Here is an 18,490-nt window from a genome sequence, read left to right on the forward strand (position 1 = left end):
TCCCGGGCGGCCCCCGGCGCGGCCCGCGCGCTACGACGTGACGAGGTGGCCGGTCCCGACCGGCGCCGTCGCCGTGGCCGCGGTCGAGGCGTCGGCCGCCACCTCGTCCGCCGTCAGCGCGTACCCCGTCTCGGCGTCCGAGGTGGACCGGGCGAAGACCATGCCGAACACCCGGCCGTCGGCGGACAGCAGCGGGCCGCCGGAGTTGCCCGGCCGGACCGTCGAGCGGATCGAGTAGATCTCCCGGGTGACCGTACGGGTGCCGTAGATGTTCTGGCCCCGCGCCCGGACCCGGTTCGCCACCGTGGCCGCCTGCAGGTCGAGGCCGCCGTCCTGCGGATAGCCCGCCACCACCGCCGGCTCGCCGCGCACCGCGCCGTGGTCGAACCGCAGCACCGGGGCGCGCAGCCGGGGCACGTACAGCACCGCCACGTCCCGGTCCGGGTCGAAGAGCACCACCCGGGCCCGGTACGCCGCACCGACCCCGCCCACCCGCACGCTCGGCCGGTCGATGCCCGCCACCACGTGCGCGTTGGTCATCACGTGCCGCGCCGAGTACACGAAGCCGCTGCCCTCCCGCCCCTCGGTGCCGGAGGCCCCCTCGATCTTCACCGAGCTGCGCCGCGCCGCGTTCGCCGCCGCGGACGTGACGCTGTCGCCGGTGGGCCGGGGCACCCGGGCCGTCGACTCGTTCTCGAAGGGGTTGAAGACCTGCGGGAAACCCGCCTCCGTCAGCGCGGCGGTGGCCCGCGAGAACCACACCGGGGTGGTCTCCGGCATCGCCTCCTGCACCGCGCCCAGCACCGCCGAGTTCCGGATCGCCGTGGTCACGGTCTGCGAGGAAGAGGCGCCGAGCACACTCGCCGCGACCCAGGCCACGATCAGCACGGCGGCCGCGTTCGCCACCGCGCCCCCCGCGCCGTCCGCCACCCGCAGCGGACCCCGCCCCTCCCGGTCGAACTGACGCCGCAGCCGCAGGGCCGGCCGGGCCGCCAGCTCGTGCCCCACCACACCCGGCACCAGCACGGTCAGCACCGCCAGCACGGTCGCCGCCGCCGACCCGCGCTCGGCCAGCCCGGTCACCCACGGCAGCGCCCACACGCCGACCACCGCGCCGCCCACGAACCCGGCCAGGGACAGGCAGCCGGCCACCAGCCCGCGCCGGTAACCGGACACCGCGTAGGCGACGGCCACCAGTGCGAGCACCAGGTCGAGCAGGTCCACGGAGCCGCCTTTCTCTCGGACCCCCTGAGATACGGGCCGGGCGGCCCCGGTGATCAGTCGCGTGCGCGAGCGGCCAACCGGACCGCCGACCGGCCACGTGGTGCGTATATCCCCAGAAACGGCCTGGACAAGGACGATGGTTCCACCAGGTGGCACACCCCACATCGCGGGCACGGCGCGCCGAGCCGACAGTGGGACCATGCGCGTCCCCCGAAGAGCGCCGGGAACGCAACGACGGCGGCCCGCCCGCGTCCCCGGTGCCGTACTGGTGCTGCTCGGCTGCCTGCCCGGCCTGATGGCCGTCGTGGCGCTCGCCCTGTGCGCCCGGGGCGTCGAGAGCGCCGCCCCGGTCCGCCTCGCCCGGCCCGGCGCCGACCCGCAGGCCCCGGCCCACCACGCCGCCCGGCCGCGCATCCTGACCCGCTCCGTCTGGCTGGACCGGGCCGCCGCCCCGGCCCGTCAGCCGCCCCCGCGCTACGACGACAAGGTGGTCGCCGTCTTCGTCCACCACACCGACTCGCCCAACGGGTACGACTGCGCCGACACGCCCCGCATCATCCGCGCCCTGTACGCCGGCCAGACCGGCAGCCGGAGCTGGGACGACATCGGCTACAACTTCCTCGTGGACCGCTGCGGCACCATCTACGAGGGCCGCGCCGGAGGCGTGGACCGGCCGGTCACCGGCGCCCACACCCAGGGCTTCAACCACCGCACCGCGGGCATCGCCGCCCTCGGCACCTTCACCGCCGGCGTGCCCGTGCCGCGGGCCATGACCGACGCGATCGCCGCCCTCGCCGCCTGGAAGCTCGGCCTCGCCGACGTCGACCCGCGCGCCCGGGCCCGCCTGGTCTCCAGCAACGGACTCAGCCGCTTCAAGGCGGGCACCGCCACCACCCTGCCCGCCGTGGCCGGCCACGACGAGGGGTTCAGGACCACCTGCCCCGGCGCCGCCCTCACCGCCCGGCTGCCGGAGATCAGGCAGCGGGCGGCCCGGCTGCAGGGCAGGACGCCCACAGCGGGGCCGTAGCCGGCCCGCAGCCCGCTCCGAGCCGCGCGCCCTACCGTCCGGGGCACGGCACGGGAAGGCGCGTCGTGCCTCGCACCGGCGCGGCACGACCGCGCCGGGCGGGGCAGGGGACGCGGCGCCGGGCACGGGCGCGGCACGACCGCGCCGGGCGGGGCAGGGGACGCGGCGCCGGGCACGGCGCCGGACGAGTGGAGGCGGGGACCGTGAACGGCGGGCGCGGGCGGTTCACCGGGCGGGCTGGACGGACGAGGCCGGCGCGCGGCCCCTGGGCGGTGGTGTGGGCGGTCGCGGCGGTGATCCTCGGCCCGGCCGCCGCACCGCCTCCGCCCTCGACCGGGCCGACGCCGCGCCCCCGCACCACCCGCCGCCGGCCGGCACGTCCGACCGCCCGCCCGCGGACACCACCGGGAGGCGCACGGGCGCATGAACCGCCCGCCCGCGGACACCACCAGGAGGCGCACGGGCGCATGAACCGGCCGCCGGCGGACACCACCGGGAGGCGCACGGGCGCATGAAGCGGCGGTCCGGTGCCGTCCGTGCCCGGCCCGGCTACTCCCTGAAGCGCTCCCACAGCCGGGGATAGCGCTCGGCGAGCACCCGCTCGTTCTCGAAGGAGAGCGCGGTGCCCTCCGGCTCGGCCGGCGCCGGGGCGATGCCGAGGTCCGGGGCGACGGTGCCGGTGAGCTGCTCGTAGGCCTCGTCCGCCGCGTAGCCCAGCTCCTCGCCGTCCCCGTCGATCTCCTCGTCGAAGTCCTCGAGCAGGTCGGCCAGGGAGTCCGGGTCGTGCAGGGCGCCCTCGAAGACCTCCCGGCCCTGGCCGATCAGCCAGCACCGGAAGTAGTCGAACGCGTCGTCGCTGGCCCCGCCCAGCAGGACCCAGGCGGCGCCCCACAGGTCCCAGTGGTACGCCCGGTTGTACCGGGCCTCGAAGTGACGGGCGAAGTCCAGGACCAGCTCCGGGTCCAGTTGGAGCAGCCGTTCCACGAGCAGGTCCGCCTGCTCCTCCGGATCGCCCTCGGCGGCCTCGCGGGCCGCGTCGATCAGCTCCCAGAACTCCGTCTCGTCCATCACGGCACCAGCATCGGGCCTCCACCGGTGGGGCGCACGCGGAGTGTGGCGGATCGTTATGCGCCGTCCGCGCGCCCGTAGCGCGCGGCGAGCCGGACCGCGTCCGCCGCGAACCGCTCCCGCAGCCCCGCCGGCGCCAGCACCTCCGCCTCCGGACCCAGCGCCGTCAGCTGCTCGTGCGCCACCTCCTCCGACTCCACCGGCACCGTCACCGTCACCCAGCCCTCGCCGTCCGGCTCGCCCGCGCCCACGAGCGCCTCGCGCGCGGCCACCGGGTCCACGGCGTACGGCAGCCTGCGCACGCCGCCGGGGGACAGCCGCACGACGACCTCGGCGCGCAGGATCGACCGGGCGAACCGCTCGGCCTGCCCGGCCCAGAAGGCAGCCAGATCGAAGTCCGGCACCCGGTCGAAGCGCTCGCCGAGGGCGTCGACGGCGCCGAACCGGTCGATCCGGTACGTCCGGAAGGCGCCGCCGTCGGTCACCCGCGCGCACAGGTACCAGACGCCGGCCTTCAGCACGAGTCCGTACGGCTCCAGCTCCCGCTCCACCGGCCGCTCCCCGCGCCGGTACACCGCGCGGATCCGCCGGTCGGCCCACACCGCCTCGGCGATCACCGGCAGCGGCGCGGGCGTCTCCGGCTCCTGGAACCAGGCCGGCGCGTCCAGGTGGAACCGCCGGGCGGCGCTGTCCGGCGCGTCCCGCAGGGAGGGCAGCAGCGCGGCGGACACCTTCAGCCGGGCGGCGCCCGCCGCGTCCTGCAGCCCCATCTCGCGCAGCGCGCCCGGCACCCCGCTCAGGAACAGCGCCTCGGCCTCGGTGCGCGCCAGCCCCGTCAGCCGCGTCCGGTACCCGCCGACCAGCCGGTAGCCGCCGGCCCGCCCCCGGTCCGCGTACACCGGCACGCCCGCCTCCGACAGCGCCTGCGCGTCCCGGGTGACCGTCCGCTCCGACACCTCGAGCTCCCGCGCCAGCTCGGCGGCGGTCATGGAGGGCCGGGACTGGAGGAGGAGCACCATCTTGATGAGGCGGGCGGCACGCATGGCCCCATCCTGCCGGGGGCCACCGACAGCGGAAGGGGTACGGCGACCGCCGTACCCCTTCCGTGGACAAGCCGGTGACTACAGCCCGTACTTCGCCCGGGCCTCCTTCACCGCCGTCGCCTGGACCTCGCCGCGCTTGGCGAGCTGGGCGAGCGCGGCGACGACGATCGACTGGGCGTCGACGCCGAAGTGGCGGCGGGCCGCCTCACGGGTGTCGGAGAGGCCGAAGCCGTCCGCGCCCAGCGAGGACCAGTCCTGCTCCACCCACTGCGCGATCTGGTCCGGGACCTGCCGCATGTAGTCGGACACGGCCAGCACCGGGCCCTCGGCGCCCTGCAGCGCCTGCCGGACGTACGGCACCCGCTCCTCGCCGCGCAGCAAGGCCGCGTCGGCGTCGAGCGCGTCGCGGCGCAGCTCGCCCCAGGAGGTCGCGGACCACACGTCGGCGGCCACGCCCCACTCCTCGGCGAGCAGCTTCTGCGCGTCGAGGGCCCAGTGGATCGCCGTGCCCGAGCCGAGGAGCTGGATGCGCGGGGCGTTGGCCGGGACGGTCACGCCCGCGGACTCCGCCGTGTTGAAGCGGTACAGGCCCTTGACGATGCCCTCGTCGACGCCGGGCGCGGCCGGCTTGGCCGGCTGGGGCAGCGGCTCGTTGTAGACGGTGAGGTAGTAGAAGACGTTCTGGTCCTCGCCCGGCTTGGCCTCGCCGTACATCCGGCGCAGACCCTCGCGGACGATCACCGCGACCTCGTAGGCGAAGGCGGGGTCGTAGCTGAGCGCGGCCGGGTTGGTGGCGGCGATCACCGGGGAGTGGCCGTCGGCGTGCTGCAGGCCCTCGCCGGTCAGCGTCGTACGGCCCGCCGTGGCGCCGACCAGGAAGCCGCGGCCGAGCTGGTCGGCGAGCTGCCACATCTGGTCGGCGGTGCGCTGCCAGCCGAACATCGAGTAGAAGATGTAGAACGGGATCATCGCCTCGCCGTGCGTCGCGTACGCGCTGGACGCGGCGATGAAGTCGGCCATCGAACCGGCCTCGGTGATCCCCTCGTTGAGGATCTGGCCGTTCTTGGCCTCCTTGTAGTACATGAGCTGGTCGCGGTCGACCGGCTCGTACGTCTGGCCCTTCGGCGAGTAGATGCCGAGGGACGGGAAGAGGCTCTCCATGCCGAAGGTGCGCGCCTCGTCCGGGACGATCGGCACCCAGCGCCTGCCGGTCTCCTTGTCGCGGACCAGGTCCTTGACCAGGCGGACGAACGCCATGGTGGTGGCGACGTTCTGGGAGCCGGAGCCCTTGTCGAAGGCGGCGAAGGCCTTCTCGGCGGGGGCGGGCAGCGGGGCCGGCGCGTGGACGCGGCGGGCCGGGGCCGGGCCGCCGAGGGCCGCGCGCCGCTCCTGCAGGTAGCGGACCTCGGGGGAGTCGGCGCCGGGGTGGCCGTAGGGGACGACGCCGTCGGCGAAGTCGCCGTCCTTGATCGGCAGCTCCAGCAGGTCGCGCATCGCCTTGAACTCGTCCACCGAGAGCTTCTTCATCTGGTGGTTGGCGTTCTTCGACGCGAAGCCGCTGCCCAGGGTGTGGCCCTTGACCGTCTGGGCCAGGATCACGGTCGGCGCGCCCTTGTGCTCGACGGCCGCCTTGTACGCGGCGTAGACCTTGCGGGCCTCGTGGCCGCCGCGGGACAGGTGGAAGCACTCGAGGATCTTGTCGTCGCTCAGCAGCTTCGCCATCTCCACGAGCGCCGGGTCGGCGCCGAAGAAGTCCTGGCGGATGTAGGCGGCGTCGCGGGTCTGGTACGTCTGGACCTGCGCGTCCGGCACCTGGCGCAGCCGGCGTACCAGCGCGCCCGTGGTGTCCAGGGCGAACAGCTCGTCCCAGGCCGAGCCCCAGAGCGTCTTGACGACGTTCCAGCCGGCGCCGCGGAACTGGGCCTCCAGCTCCTGCACGATCTTGAAGTTGGCGCGGACCGGGCCGTCGAGGCGCTGCAGGTTGCAGTTGATGACGAAGGTGAGGTTGTCCAGTTCCTCACGGGCGGCCAGCGCGAGCGCGGCCGTCGACTCGGGCTCGTCCATCTCGCCGTCGCCCAGGAAGGCCCAGACGTGGGAGGCGGAGACGTCCTTGACGCCGCGGTTGGTGAGGTACCGGTTGAAGCGCGCCTGGTAGATCGCGGAGAGCGGGCCGAGGCCCATCGACACCGTCGGGAACTCCCACAGCCAGGGCAGCCGGCGCGGGTGCGGGTACGAGGGCAGGCCGTTGCCGCCGGACTCCTGGCGGAAGTTGTCGAGGTGTCCCTCGTTCAGCCGGCCGTCGAGGAAGGCGCGGGCGTAGATGCCGGGGGAGGCGTGGCCCTGGATGTAGAGCTGGTCGCCGGAGCCGTCCTGCTCCTTGCCCCGGAAGAAGTAGTTGAAGCCGGTCTCGTAGAGCCAGGCCGCGGAGGCGAAGGTGGCGATGTGGCCGCCGACGCCGTGCTTCGCGCCGCGGGTCACCATGGCGGCCGCGTTCCAGCGGTTCCAGGCGGTGATCCGGGCCTCCATCTCCGGGTCGCCGGGCAGGGCCGGCTCGGCGGAGGTGGGGATGGTGTTGACGTAGTCCGTCTCGAGGAGCTTCGGCAGCGCGACGCCGCCCGCCTCGGCACGCTCCAGCGTGCGCCGCATCAGGTAGGCGGCGCGGTGCGGCCCGGCCTCCCTGGCCACGGCGTCCAGGGAGGCCTGCCATTCGGCGGTCTCCTCCGGGTCGCGGTCCGGGAGCTGGTCGAGCGCGCTCGGCTGGATGGCGTTGGGGTCGGTCATGTCGCCGCCTTCCTCAGTCGAAGGGGGTTCCCTCATCGTTTAAGGGTTCGGGGTTGCCCTTGGTCTTTGGCAGGACAGGGCAGCGGACCTCGGTGGAGGTCCGCCGAGACTCTAACTCCGTGATCGATGATCGATCAAAGGTTGGAGGGGGAAAACTTCTCGATATCGAGAAAGTCGGCACGGGGTGCCTCGCGCAGGGGCACCCAGTGTCGTGATCGGTGAGGGGTTTTCGCAGGTCGGACGGCGTATGAGCGGGGGTGTGCTCGACTGGGTCAGGCGCGCGGAGCGCAGCCCAGCACGTGGGCCTTCACCAGCTCGGCGATCCGGGGATCGCGGCGCTGGAACGCCTGCACCAGCTCCTCGTGCTCCTCCGCGTAGCTCTGCTGGACCGTGCCCAGCCAGCGGATGGACAGCGCCGTGAACACCTCGATGCCCAGGCCCTCCCAGGTGTGCAGCAGCACGGAGTTGCCGGCCGCGCGCACCAGCTCCCGGTGGAAGCCGACCGTGTGGCGCACCTGGGCCGTGCCGTCGGCCGCGCGGTCGGCCTCGTACAGGGCCAGGACGTGCGGCTCCAGGGCCGAGCAGTCGCCGGCGAGGCGCTCGGCCGCCAGCTCCGCCGCGATGGCCTCCAGGCCGGCCCGGACGGGGTAGCTCTCCTCCAGGTCGGCGGCGGTGAGGTTGCGGACCCGCACGCCCTTGTTGGGGGCCGACTCGATCAGACGGAGGGACTCCAGCTCGCGCAGGGCCTCCCGCACCGGCGTCTGGCTGACCTCGAGCTCGGTGGCGATCCGCCGCTCCACGATGCGCTCGCCCGGCTGCCAGCGCCCGCTGACGATTCCCTCCACGATGTGCTCGCGGATCTGTTCGCGCAGCGAGTGGACGACGGGCGCGGTCATGGGGGCTCCTCCCAGGGGCTGACGTTTAGACAATACGGCGGGTTCGCGCCGCGCAGAGGGCGCGCGGGGTGCTTTGACGCAGGTGAGACGAGGCTTACACGGCGCGCACCCCGACAAACGCGAACACCCCGCCCGGAACGCTCCGGGCGGGGTGCCGCACTGCCGATCAGGCTGGTCAGAGGCCGAGCTCGACCTCGAACTCGCCGGCCTCCAGGATCGCCTTGACCGCCGACAGGTAGCGGGCCGCGTCGGCGCCGTCCACCAGGCGGTGGTCGTAGGAGAGGGTCAGGTACGTCATGTCGCGGACGCCGATGACCGTGCCCTCCTCGGTCTCGATGACGGCCGGACGCTTGACCGTGGCACCGATGCCGAGGATCGCGACCTGGTTCGGCGGCACGATGATCGTGTCGAACAGCGCGCCGCGCGAACCGGTGTTGGAGATGGTGAAGGTCGCGCCGGACAGCTCGTCCGGGGTGATCTTGTTGGCGCGGACCTTGCCCGCCAGGTCGGCCGTGGCCTTGGCGATGCCCGCGATGTTGAGGTCGCCGGCGCCCTTGATGACCGGGGTCATCAGGCCCTTCTCCGAGTCCACCGCGATACCGATGTTCTCGGCGTCGAAGTAGGTGATGGTGCCCTCGGCCTCGTTGATCCGGGCGTTGATGACCGGGTGGGCCTTCAGCGCCTGGGCGGCGGCCTTGACGAAGAACGGCATCGGGGAGAGCTTGACGCCCTCACGGGCGGCGAAGGAGTCCTTCGCCTTGCCGCGCAGCTTCATCAGACGGGTGACGTCGACCTCGACGACCGACGACAGCTGGGCCTGCTCGTGCAGGGCCTTGACCATGTTGTCGCCGATGACCTTGCGGATGCGGGTCATCTTGACGGTCTGGCCGCGCAGCGGGGAGACCTCGAGCGCCGGGGCCTTCTTGGCCGCGGCCGGGGCGGCGGCCGGGGCCGGCGCGGGGGCCTTGGCGGCCTCGGCGGCGGCGAGGACGTCCTGCTTGCGGATACGGCCGCCGACGCCGGTGCCCTTGACGGCGGCCAGGTCGACGCCGTTCTCGGCGGCGAGCTTGCGCACCAGCGGGGTCACGTAGGCGCCCTCGTCGGTCGCCTGGGTGGCGGTCGGCGCGGTCGGCGCGGCCGCCGGGGTGACCGGAGCCGGGGCCGGAGCGGCCGGGGCGGGGGCCGGAGCCGCCGGCTGGGCCGGAGCGGCGGGCTGGGCCGGCGCCGGAGCGGCGGCGGGCGCCGGAGCAGGGGCCGGGGCGGCGGGAGCGGCCGGGGCCGGGGCCGGAGCGGCCGGGGCAGCGGCGGCGGGCGCCGGGGCGGCCGGAGCCGGAGCGGCGGCCGGGGCGGCACCCGGGGCGCCGATGACGGCGAGCTTGGCGCCGACCTCGGCGGTCTCGTCCTCGTTCACCACGATCTCGAGCAGCACGCCGGAGGCGGGCGCCGGGATCTCGGTGTCGACCTTGTCCGTGGAGACCTCGAGCAGCGGCTCGTCGGCCTCGACGGAGTCGCCGACCGACTTCAGCCAGCGGGTGACGGTGCCCTCGGTGACGGACTCACCGAGCGCGGGCAGGACCACGTCGGTGCCCTCGGCGGAACCGCCGCCGGAGGCCGCCTCGGCGGTCGGGGCCGGGGCGGGGGCCGCCTGCTCGGTGGACGGGGCGGCCTGCGGAGCGGGCTCGGGCTCGGCGGCCGGAGCCGGCTCGGCGGCCGGGGCCGGAGCGGCCGCGGGGGCGCCGGAGCCGTCGTCGATGACGGCCAGCTCGGCGCCGACCTCGACGGTCTCGTCCTCGGCGACCTTGATGGAGGCCAGCACGCCGGCGGCGGGCGAGGGGATCTCGGTGTCGACCTTGTCGGTCGAGACCTCGAGCAGCGGCTCGTCGGCCTCGACGCGCTCGCCCTCGGCCTTCAGCCAGCGGGTGACAGTGCCCTCGGTGACGCTCTCACCGAGCGCCGGAAGGGTTACGGAAACCGCCATGGTTTCGGTTGCTCCTTACGAATTGCGGAAAGTCTGTGTCGTCGCGCCCGTTGACCGAAGGCTCAGTCGTGGGAGTGCAGCGGCTTGCCGGCCAGTGCCAGGTGCGCCTCGCCGAGGGCCTCGTTCTGCGTCGGGTGGGCGTGGATGAGCTGGGCGACCTCGGCCGGCAGCGCCTCCCAGTTGTAGATCAGCTGGGCCTCGCCGACCTGCTCACCCATGCGGTCGCCGACCATGTGGACGCCGACCACGGCACCGTCCTTCACCTGGACGAGCTTGATCTCGCCCGCGGTGTTGAGGATCTTGCTCTTTCCGTTGCCCGCCAGGTTGTACTTCAGAGCGACGACCTTGTCCGCGCCGTAGATCTCCTTGGCCTTGGCCTCGGTGATGCCGACGGAGGCGACCTCCGGGTGGCAGTACGTCACCCGCGGGACACCGTCGTAGTCGATCGGGACGGTCTTCAGACCGGCCAGACGCTCCGCCACCAGGATGCCCTCGGCGAAGCCGACGTGCGCGAGCTGGAGCGTCGGGACCAGGTCACCGACGGCGGAGATGGTCGGGACGTTGGTGCGCATGTACTCGTCGACCAGGACGTAGCCGCGGTCCATGGCGACGCCCTGCTCCTCGTAGCCGAGGCCCTGGGAGACCGGGCCGCGGCCGACGGCGACGAGCAGGACCTCGGCCTCGAACTCCTTGCCGTCGGCGAGGGTGACCTTCACGCCGTCCTGGGTGTACTCGGCCTTCTGGAAGAAGGTGCCGAGGTTGAACTTGATGCCGCGCTTGCGGAAGGCGCGCTCGAGCAGCTTCGAGCTGTTCTCGTCCTCGACCGGGACGAGGTGCTTCAGGCCCTCGACGACCGTGACGTCGGCGCCGAAGGACTTCCACGCCGAGGCGAACTCGACGCCGATGACACCGCCGCCCAGGATGATCGCGGACTTCGGCACGCGGTCCAGGACGAGGGCGTGGTCGGAGGAGATGATCCGGTCGCCGTCGATCTCCAGGCCCGGCAGCGACTTCGGCACGGAGCCGGTCGCCAGCAGGACGTGGCGGCCCTGGATCCGCTGGCCGTTCACGTCGACGGAGGTGGGGGAGGACAGCCGGCCCTCACCCTCGATGTACGTCACCTTGCGGGAGGCGACGAGACCCTGCAGGCCCTTGTACAGGCCGGAGATGACACCGTCCTTGTACTTGTGGACCCCGGCGATGTCGATGCCCTCGAAGGTGGCCTTGACGCCGAACTGCGCGCTCTCGCGGGCCTGGTCGGCGACCTCGCCCGCGTGCAGCAGGGCCTTGGTGGGGATGCAACCCCGGTGCAGGCAGGTGCCGCCGACCTTGTCCTTCTCGATCAGGGCGACGTCCAGGCCCAGCTGCGCCCCGCGCAGGGCCGCGGCGTAACCACCGCTACCACCGCCGAGGATCACTAGGTCGAAAACGGTGCTGGCGTCGTTCGCCACGTCACGTCCTCCATGCATGTGCGCCTTGCGCCGATCTCCGATGACCGGCGGGCGGCTGGTGTCCGGCCGCTTGATGCTTCGGCCCTTCGGTGGGGGCCCTGTCCTGCCGGGCTCCATCTTTGCACTTGTTCGAGGCGGACGAGACGCGGGGCCTCAGTGTGAGACACCCCACGTACCCCCGCAAACCAAGGCGCGCGGGGACGCGGAAGCGGGGACCGCGCGAACGGTCCCCGCGCTCCCGCGGCCGCCCCGCCGGGGGGCGGCCCGGGCTACCGGGCGTTCATCAGCCCAGGTCACCCGCCGCGGTCAGCTCGGCCAGCCGCACCAGCGTGCGGACGGCGGAACCGGTGCCGCCCTTCGGGGTGTAGCCGAACGGGCCGCCCTCGTTGAACGCGGGACCCGCGATGTCGAGGTGCGCCCAGGTGATCCCCTCGCCCACGAACTCGCGCAGGAACAGGCCGGCGACCAGGCCGCCGCCCATGCGCTCACCCATGTTGGCGATGTCGGCGACGGACGAGTCCATGCCCTTGCGCAGGTGCTCGGGCAGCGGCATCTGCCACGCGGGCTCGCCGACCTCCTCGGCGGCCTCGTGCAGCGCGGAGCGGAACGCGTCGTCGTTCGCCATGATGCCGAACGTCCGGCTGCCCAGCGCCAGCACCATCGCGCCGGTCAGGGTGGCGACGTCCACGATCGCGTCCGGCGCCTCCTGCGAGGCCGCCCACAGCGCGTCGGCGAGCACCAGCCGGCCCTCGGCGTCGGTGTTGAGCACCTCGACCGTCTTGCCGCTGTACATGTGCAGCACGTCGCCGGGGCGGACGGCGGAACCCGAGGGCATGTTCTCGGCCAGCGCCAGCCAGCCGGTGACGTTGACCCTGAGGCCGAGCCGGGCGGCGGCGACGACCGCGGCGAACACGGCGGCGGCGCCGCTCATGTCGCACTTCATCGTCTCGTTGTGGCCCGCCGGCTTCAGCGAGATGCCGCCCGAGTCGTAGGTGATGCCCTTGCCGACGAGGGCGAGGTGCTTGTCCGCCTTGGGGTGCGAGTAGGACAGCTTGACCAGCCGCGGGGTCGCGGCCGAGCCGCCGCCGACGCCCAGGATGCCGCCGTAGCCGCCCTTGACGAGGGCCTTCTCGTCGAGCACCTGGATCTTGAGGCCGTGCTCCTTGGCCGCGTTCTGCGCGACGCCCGCGAACGCCTGCGGGGTGAGGTCGTTCGGCGGCATGTTGATCAGGTCGCGGGCGCGGTTCAGCTCCTCGCAGACCGCGACGGCACGGGCCACGGCGCCCTTGTGGGCGGCGTCGCGCGGCTTGCCGCCGAGCACCACGGCCTCGGCCAGCGGGGCCTTGCCGTTCTTGGCCCGCGCGTCCTTGGCGCTCTCCTTGTAGGTGTCGAAGGCGTACGCGCCGAGCAGCACGCCCTCACCGATCGCGCCGATGGCGCCGGGGCCGTCGACGGGCAGCGCGAACGCGGCCTTGCGGGCGCCGGTCAGGGTCCGGGCGGCCACGCCGGCGGCCTTGCGCAGGGCCTCGGCGTCGTACCCGGCGTCCTTCTCGGGCTCCGCGCCCAGGCCCACCGCCACCACGAGCGGCGCCTTGAAGCCGGCCGGGGCGGGCAGCTTCGTCAGCTCGCCCTCGGCACCGGCGGCGCCGAGGGTCTCCAGGACGCCGGCCAGCTTGCCGTCGTACGCCTTGTCCACGGCCTCGGCGCCCGGCGCGACGACGGGCCCCTTGGCACCCTTGGCGACACCGATCACGATCGCGTCGGCCCGCAGGCCGGGCGCCGCGGCGGTGCTGAGAGTCAGAGCAGTCACGGTGGTGAAATCTCGCTTCCGATGTGAAGTTGCAGTGGCCGAAATGGGGTGGGTCGACCGGGCCCGACAGCCGACCCTAGGCCCAGGCCTGGAGGCGGGTGGCAACCGGGGCCTTCACCCTGTCGGCGAACACCCGGGACGAGACTACGCGCGTACGCCCGTTCCCTCAGCCCTGCGGGTGGTCCCCGGGCCATGCCCTGGGGTAATCCCTCGGCCATGTCTTCGGGTAATCCCTATCCCCCGGATCCCCGGCGCGCAGGGTCACCGCGGCGACCGAGGTGCCGGCCAGGCGGTCGGCGAGGGAGCGGCGGCCGGGGGAGAGCACCGGCAGCGCGTTCACCAGGAAGAGCGTCACGGCGGCCGCCCACACCAGCACGGACAGCAGGAACCGGCCCTCTATCAGCAGCACGCAGGCCAGGGCGTACACGGCGACGTCGGCGGCGGTGGTGACGGCGGCCCGGCGCAGCGCCCGGCGGGACAGGCGCGGGGTGACCCGCAGTCCGAGCAGGCCCTTGCCCAGGGTGCGGCCGAGCAGCGCGAGACAGGCCCACTGGTAGAGGAAGGCGGCGAGCACGAGCGCCCCGAAGGCCTCCTCGACGTCCAGCACCGCCTCGTTCCACAGCGAGAGGCCGACCGTCTCGGAGGCGTCGAGGACGTCGCCGCGCGAGGTCAGCAGGTCGAAGCCGCCGCGGGCGGCCAGCTCCGGCACGTCGGTGACGAGCGCGGTGATCCGGTGGAAGGTGAGCGCGGCCAGCAGCCAGGCCGCCGTCAGGACCAGCGCGAAGTCGACCGACCAGGCCAGCGCGCGGCGCACGGTGAGCACGGATGATCCCCCGATCATTCCCGACGTCCGTGTAGGGCCCAGAGACTAGCGGCCGAGGGCCAGCACGACGAGGGCGCTCGTCGCGGCCGTCTCCGCGAGGGCGCCGAACACGTCGCCGGTGACCCCGCCGAAGCGCCGGGTGCAGTGGCGCAGCAGGAGTTCCGCGGCGGCCAGCGCGAGCACCACGGCCGCCGCGGCGCGCAGCGCCCCGTACGGGCCGAGGGCCGCGCCGCAGGCGGCCGAGACGACCGTGACGGCCGCCGCGACGGCCAGCGCGCCCGGCACCGGCGCCACCCCGGCGACCGCCGCGCCCAGCCCCTCCGGCCGGGCGGCCGGCACCCCGGTGCGCGCGGCCAGGGTGAGCGCCAGCCGGGCCGTGACCGCCGAGATCAGCGCGGCGGTGGCGCCCCGGGTCCAGGAGTCGCCGTAGAGCTGCGCCAGCGCGGCCACCTGGGCCAGCAGCACGAGCAGGAGCGTGATGACGCCGAACGGCCCGATGTCCGACCGCTTCATGATCCGCAGCGCGTCCTCGGCCGGCTTGCCGCTGCCCAAGCCGTCGGCGGTGTCGGCGAGCCCGTCGAGGTGCAGTCCGCGGGTCAGCGCGGCCGGCACGGCCACCGAGGCCACGGCGGCGAGCAGCGGGCCGGCGCCCAGCAGGAGCAGCAGCAGTCCCAGCCCGGCCGCGCAGGCGCCGACGGCCAGTCCGGCCACCGGGGCGTTCAGCATGCCACCGCGGGCGGCCTCCCGGTCCCAGCGGTGCACCCGGACGGGCAGCACGGTGAGCGTGCCGAAGGCGAAGCGGAGGCCGTGGAGGGCGGGGGTCCTGGACACCGGCGCAGGCTACCGGGCGCCGGTCCGGCCCCCGGCGGGCGCCCGGACGAACGGCACTGAGAGACGGGGTGATTCCGGGTAATGTGCGCACATGGGGCACTGGTGGGAGCGGAACATCATGGAGCCGGGCAAGCTCCCGCTGCTGCTCGCCCTCGCCGCCTTCGTGCTGACCTTCGTCGTCACCCGGGTCATCACCCGGCTGATCCGGGCCGGCAGGGGCCCGTTCGGCAACGTCAAGGCGGGCGGGCTGCACATCCACCACGTGGTCCCCGGTGTGGTGCTCACCGTCGTCGGCGGGTTCGGCGCGGTCGCCAGCGAGCGCAACGGCGCCGGCGGGGCCCTCGCGGCCGTGGTCTTCGGCATGGGCGCGGGTCTCGTCCTGGACGAGTTCGCGCTGATCCTGCACCTCGACGACGTCTACTGGACCGCGGAGGGCCGCAAGAGCGTCGAGGCGGTCGCCCTCACCGCGGCCCTGGTCGGCCTGCTGCTGGCCGGCTTCGCGCCGTTCGGCGTCAACGACCTGTCCGAGCAGGAGCTGCAGGACCGGGGCGGCGTCATCGGCACGATCGCGATGAACTTCCTCTTCGCGCTGGTCGCCCTGAGCAAGGGCAAGGCCCGCGTCGCGGTGTTCGGGGCGATCGTGCCGCTGGTCGCGCTCGTCGGCGCGGTCCGGCTGGCCCGCCCCGGCTCCCTGTGGGCCCGCCGCTTCTACGGCCGCCGCCCCCGCGCCCGCGCCAAGGCCGCCCTGCGCGCCTACCGCCACGACCGGCGCTGGTCCGGCCCCCGCCGCGTCGTCCAGGACTGGATCGGCGGCAAACCCGACCCCCGCCCGACCCGCCTGCCGGGGCCCCACTGAGCGCTCCGCACGGGCGGGCCGGGGCCGGATCCGTACCGTGCACATGCCGCTGGAGGGCGCCCCGCGACCGAAATTCTTGGCGCGGGGCTCAGGGGCGGAGCGGGGGCGGGGCGGGCTCGGGGGACGCGGCGGGGAGGGGGCGGCGGGCGCGGCGCCCGCGCAGGGCCGCCGCCAAACAGAGGGCGCCGACGCCCATCAGGGCGGCCAGGTGCTCCTTGCCGGCCAGGTTCTCCTTCAGCAGCACCTCGACCACCATCGCCGTGGTCACCGCGCCCACCGTGACATGGGCCCCGTAGCGCCAGGCCACGTACACGGCGAGGCCGACCACCGCCGCCGAGGGGCCGGTGTCCACCACCCGGGCGTCCGACGCGGGCAGGCCGAACGGGGCGTGCGGGCCGAGGGCGATGCCGATCCGCGCGTACAGAGTCCCGGCGAGCGTGGCGACGTAGGCGACGGCCAGCGTGCGCCACCGGCCCAGACAGATCTCGGCGACTCCGAACACGAACAGGATCTGCGCGAGCGCCCCCCACACGGGCAGGTCCAGCGCCGGCACGAACAGCGACAGCGGCGTCCGTAAGAGCGCCTGCCACAGCGGGTCCTCCGCCCGCGGCGCGCCCACGCCCTGCACGAACCGGCAACCCCACGGCTGGTTCTGCGCGTACTGCAGCAGCGCGGTCAGGCACACCGCCCCGGCCGACATCGGCGCCGCCCGCAGCCGCCGCTCGCGCAGGGGGTCGCGCACGGCGACGTACAGCGGCCCCCACTCGGCGCGGACCCAGCGGGCGGCCCTGCCCATCAGGCGTTCCTCATCTGTGCGTCTCCAGATGCCTGCGGTGCACCCACTTCGGCAGCCCCGGCGCCTCCAGGAACCCCTCCGCGCGCGCCGACGCGAGGCCGATGCGCGGCAGGTCCGCGCTCTTCTCGAAGAGCAGGAACCGCGGCTCCCAGATGGGCCGGTACTTGGCGTTGGCGCGGTACAGCGACTCGATCTGCCACCAGCGGGAGAAGAAGCTGAGCAGCGACCGCCACAGCCTCAGCACCGGACCGGCGCCGAGGCGCGCGCCACGTTCGAAGACCGAGCGGAACATCGCGAAGTTCAGCGAGACCTGCGTGATCCCGATCTCCCCGGCCCGCCGCAGCAACTCGATGACCATGAACTCCATCAGCCCGTTGTCGGAGTCCCGGTCCCGCCGCATGAGGTCGAGGGACAGCCCGTGCGGCCCCCAGGGCACGAAGGAGAGCAGCGCCCGCAGCCGGCCCTCGGCGTCCGTGCACTCCAGCATCACGCACCGGCCGTCCTCGGGGTCGGCGAGCCGCCCCAGCGCCATGCTGAAGCCGCGCTCGGTGGCCCCGTCCCGCCAGTCGTCGGCCCGCTCCACGAGGTACGCCATCTCCGCCGCCGGGATGTCCTCGTGCCGCCTGATCCGCACCCGGTAGCCGGCCCGCCGCACCCGGTTGTACGCCTGCCGGACGGTCCGCATCGCCCGCCCCTCGAGGGTGAACTCGGCGACCTCCACGATCGCCTCGTCGCCCAGTTCCAGCGCGTCCAGGCCGTGCCGGGCGTAGACCGTCCCCGCCTCCTCGCTCGCCCCCATCACGGCCGGGATCCATCCGTGCGCCCGCGCCTCGGCCAGCCACGGCGCGATGGCCCCGGGCCACGCCTCCGGGTCGCCGAGCGGATCACCGGAGGCGAGGCTCACCCCGCCGACGACGCGGTAGGCCACGGCCGCCTTCCCGGTCGGCGACCACACCACGCTCTTCTCCCGGCGCAGCGCGAAGTAGCCGAGCGAGTCCCGCTCCCCGTGCCGCTCCAGCAGCGCCCGCAGCCGCTTCTCGTCGTCCTCGGTGAGCGGGTCCACGGCGCGCCGGGAGCGGAAGGCGGCGTAGAACACGGCCAGCACGAGCACGGTGCTGAGCACGTTGACCGCCACGTTGGCCCAGTTGGGCGGGTCGATCCCGGGGAAGCGGCTCTCGTCGGCGGCCACCGAGACCAGCCGCAGCGTGCCGTAGTGCCAGCGCTCGAGGAACGTCGAACGGGCCGCGTCCGGCGCCTGGTTGGTGACCGTGACCAGCGCGCCCGCCAGCAGCGAGGCGAGCAGTCCGCCGCCCACCGCCACGGTCGCGGCCAGCCTCGGGTTCGACCGGTCGCCCTTGGCGTAGAACTCCCGCCGGCCGGCCAGCAGCGCCCCGGTGAAGACGGCCGTGAGCGCCAGGGACACCCAGTTCTGCGCGTACTGCCGGATCTCAGGGAACGCCATGGCGAAGGCGAACAGGACCAGGAACGACCCGCTCAGCACGAGGTTCAGGATCCAGGCGGCGCGTTTGCGGCGCCGCATGGTGATCGCCAGGAACGCGGTGAACACGCCCGAGGCGAAGCCGGCGGTCAGCAGGTACGGCGTGAAGAAGTTCTCCTGGTTGTGCCGGCGCACGTCCTGCCCCAGCGAAACCCACACCGCGCTCAGGAAGTTGACGAACGCGACGGCCCGCAGGTACCAGACGGCGAACGCGGCGGCCCGACGGGAGGCGCCGCCGGACCGCCGCCCCGGCTCGGCCTGCTGCTCCACGGCATTTCGGGCATCTCCCATGAGAGGGGATGATATGTGCGCCCTTGCCGTGAACCGCGCAGCCCACCACGACCGGCCACTCCGTCTCCGACCCCGCCCGTCCGCTTCCGGCGGCCCGTCCGTCTCCGGCTACGGCCG

General features: G+C 74.1%; 14 protein-coding genes. 2 read left to right on the forward strand and 12 right to left on the reverse strand.

Annotated features, from left to right (window positions below; translation table 11 throughout):
- Positions 1-30: 30 nt before the first annotated feature.
- Positions 31-1,224 carry a MarP family serine protease gene (locus tag ACZ7JA_RS08185; RefSeq protein WP_470807696.1) on the reverse strand — a complete coding sequence of 398 codons (1,194 nt, stop codon included), beginning with the start codon at positions 1,222-1,224 and terminating at the stop codon, positions 31-33.
- A gap of 199 nt (positions 1,225-1,423) precedes the next feature.
- Here ACZ7JA_RS08185 and ACZ7JA_RS08190 point away from each other — a divergent pair, with 199 nt between their 5' ends.
- A complete protein-coding gene (locus tag ACZ7JA_RS08190) occupies positions 1,424-2,251 on the forward strand; it encodes a peptidoglycan recognition protein family protein (protein WP_389306154.1) in 828 nt (275 codons plus the stop codon).
- Positions 2,252-2,800: 549 nt separating this feature from the next.
- Here ACZ7JA_RS08190 and ACZ7JA_RS08195 read toward each other — a convergent pair.
- The 9 genes from ACZ7JA_RS08195 to ACZ7JA_RS08235 all read right to left on the reverse strand — a co-directional run bounded on the left by ACZ7JA_RS08195 (position 2,801) and on the right by ACZ7JA_RS08235 (position 14,932).
- Positions 2,801-3,319, reverse strand: coding sequence for a DUF4240 domain-containing protein (locus ACZ7JA_RS08195; RefSeq protein ID WP_351670785.1), 519 nt, complete (start codon positions 3,317-3,319; stop codon positions 2,801-2,803).
- A 56-nt stretch (positions 3,320-3,375) separates the two neighbouring features.
- Entirely contained in the window at positions 3,376-4,362 is a 987-nt protein-coding gene (locus tag ACZ7JA_RS08200) for a helix-turn-helix transcriptional regulator (protein WP_470807697.1), read from the reverse strand.
- Positions 4,363-4,440: 78 nt separating this feature from the next.
- Positions 4,441-7,143, reverse strand: a complete 2,703-nt coding sequence (gene aceE, locus ACZ7JA_RS08205) for a pyruvate dehydrogenase (acetyl-transferring), homodimeric type (protein ID WP_470807698.1) — start codon at positions 7,141-7,143, stop codon at positions 4,441-4,443.
- A 272-nt stretch (positions 7,144-7,415) separates the two neighbouring features.
- The gene (locus ACZ7JA_RS08210) at positions 7,416-8,039 is read right to left on the reverse strand and encodes a GntR family transcriptional regulator (protein ID WP_351670704.1); all 624 of its coding nucleotides are present in this window, start codon (positions 8,037-8,039) and stop codon (positions 7,416-7,418) included.
- A 175-nt stretch (positions 8,040-8,214) separates the two neighbouring features.
- Positions 8,215-10,017, reverse strand: coding sequence for a 2-oxoglutarate dehydrogenase, E2 component, dihydrolipoamide succinyltransferase (sucB, locus tag ACZ7JA_RS08215; RefSeq protein ID WP_403678373.1), 1,803 nt, complete (start codon positions 10,015-10,017; stop codon positions 8,215-8,217).
- 62 nt (positions 10,018-10,079) lie between these two features.
- The gene (gene lpdA / locus ACZ7JA_RS08220) at positions 10,080-11,468 is read right to left on the reverse strand and encodes a dihydrolipoyl dehydrogenase (RefSeq protein ID WP_174266524.1); all 1,389 of its coding nucleotides are present in this window, start codon (positions 11,466-11,468) and stop codon (positions 10,080-10,082) included.
- Between the two features lie 283 nt (positions 11,469-11,751).
- Positions 11,752-13,278, reverse strand: coding sequence for a leucyl aminopeptidase (locus ACZ7JA_RS08225; protein WP_351670711.1), 1,527 nt, complete (start codon positions 13,276-13,278; stop codon positions 11,752-11,754).
- A gap of 166 nt (positions 13,279-13,444) precedes the next feature.
- Positions 13,445-14,119 (reverse strand): RDD family protein, encoded by a 675-nt coding sequence (locus ACZ7JA_RS08230; RefSeq protein ID WP_351670714.1) that lies wholly within the window; start codon positions 14,117-14,119, stop codon positions 13,445-13,447.
- A 27-nt stretch (positions 14,120-14,146) separates the two neighbouring features.
- Positions 14,147-14,932 (reverse strand): adenosylcobinamide-GDP ribazoletransferase, encoded by a 786-nt coding sequence (locus ACZ7JA_RS08235; RefSeq protein WP_351670717.1) that lies wholly within the window; start codon positions 14,930-14,932, stop codon positions 14,147-14,149.
- Positions 14,933-15,023: 91 nt separating this feature from the next.
- Here ACZ7JA_RS08235 and ACZ7JA_RS08240 point away from each other — a divergent pair, with 91 nt between their 5' ends.
- Positions 15,024-15,788 carry a hypothetical protein gene (locus tag ACZ7JA_RS08240; RefSeq protein WP_470807699.1) on the forward strand — a complete coding sequence of 255 codons (765 nt, stop codon included), beginning with the start codon at positions 15,024-15,026 and terminating at the stop codon, positions 15,786-15,788.
- Positions 15,789-15,876: 88 nt separating this feature from the next.
- On the opposite strand, the gene ACZ7JA_RS08245 is transcribed toward ACZ7JA_RS08240, so the two are convergent.
- Positions 15,877-16,584, reverse strand: a complete 708-nt coding sequence (locus ACZ7JA_RS08245) for a hypothetical protein (protein WP_351670723.1) — start codon at positions 16,582-16,584, stop codon at positions 15,877-15,879.
- A 10-nt stretch (positions 16,585-16,594) separates the two neighbouring features.
- The gene (locus ACZ7JA_RS08250; protein ID WP_389306164.1) at positions 16,595-18,373 is read right to left on the reverse strand and encodes a phosphatidylglycerol lysyltransferase domain-containing protein; all 1,779 of its coding nucleotides are present in this window, start codon (positions 18,371-18,373) and stop codon (positions 16,595-16,597) included.
- Between the last annotated feature and the right edge of the window lie 117 nt (positions 18,374-18,490).

Source organism: Streptomyces sp. NPDC038135, from assembly GCF_055601245.1.

Coding starts and splice junctions, on each gene's coding strand:
- ACZ7JA_RS08230 (WP_351670714.1), bottom strand. CDS start 14,119: ATGATCGGGGGATCATCCGTGCTCACCGTGCGCCGCGCGCTGGCCTGG.
- ACZ7JA_RS08250 (WP_389306164.1), bottom strand. CDS start 18,373: ATGGGAGATGCCCGAAATGCCGTGGAGCAGCAGGCCGAGCCGGGGCGG.
- ACZ7JA_RS08240 (WP_470807699.1), top strand. CDS start 15,024: ATGGGGCACTGGTGGGAGCGGAACATCATGGAGCCGGGCAAGCTCCCG.
- ACZ7JA_RS08200 (WP_470807697.1), bottom strand. CDS start 4,362: ATGCGTGCCGCCCGCCTCATCAAGATGGTGCTCCTCCTCCAGTCCCGG.
- ACZ7JA_RS08190 (WP_389306154.1), top strand. CDS start 1,424: ATGCGCGTCCCCCGAAGAGCGCCGGGAACGCAACGACGGCGGCCCGCC.
- ACZ7JA_RS08210 (WP_351670704.1), bottom strand. CDS start 8,039: ATGACCGCGCCCGTCGTCCACTCGCTGCGCGAACAGATCCGCGAGCAC.
- ACZ7JA_RS08245 (WP_351670723.1), bottom strand. CDS start 16,584: ATGGGCAGGGCCGCCCGCTGGGTCCGCGCCGAGTGGGGGCCGCTGTAC.
- sucB (WP_403678373.1), bottom strand. CDS start 10,017: ATGGCGGTTTCCGTAACCCTTCCGGCGCTCGGTGAGAGCGTCACCGAG.
- ACZ7JA_RS08195 (WP_351670785.1), bottom strand. CDS start 3,319: ATGGACGAGACGGAGTTCTGGGAGCTGATCGACGCGGCCCGCGAGGCC.
- aceE (WP_470807698.1), bottom strand. CDS start 7,143: ATGACCGACCCCAACGCCATCCAGCCGAGCGCGCTCGACCAGCTCCCG.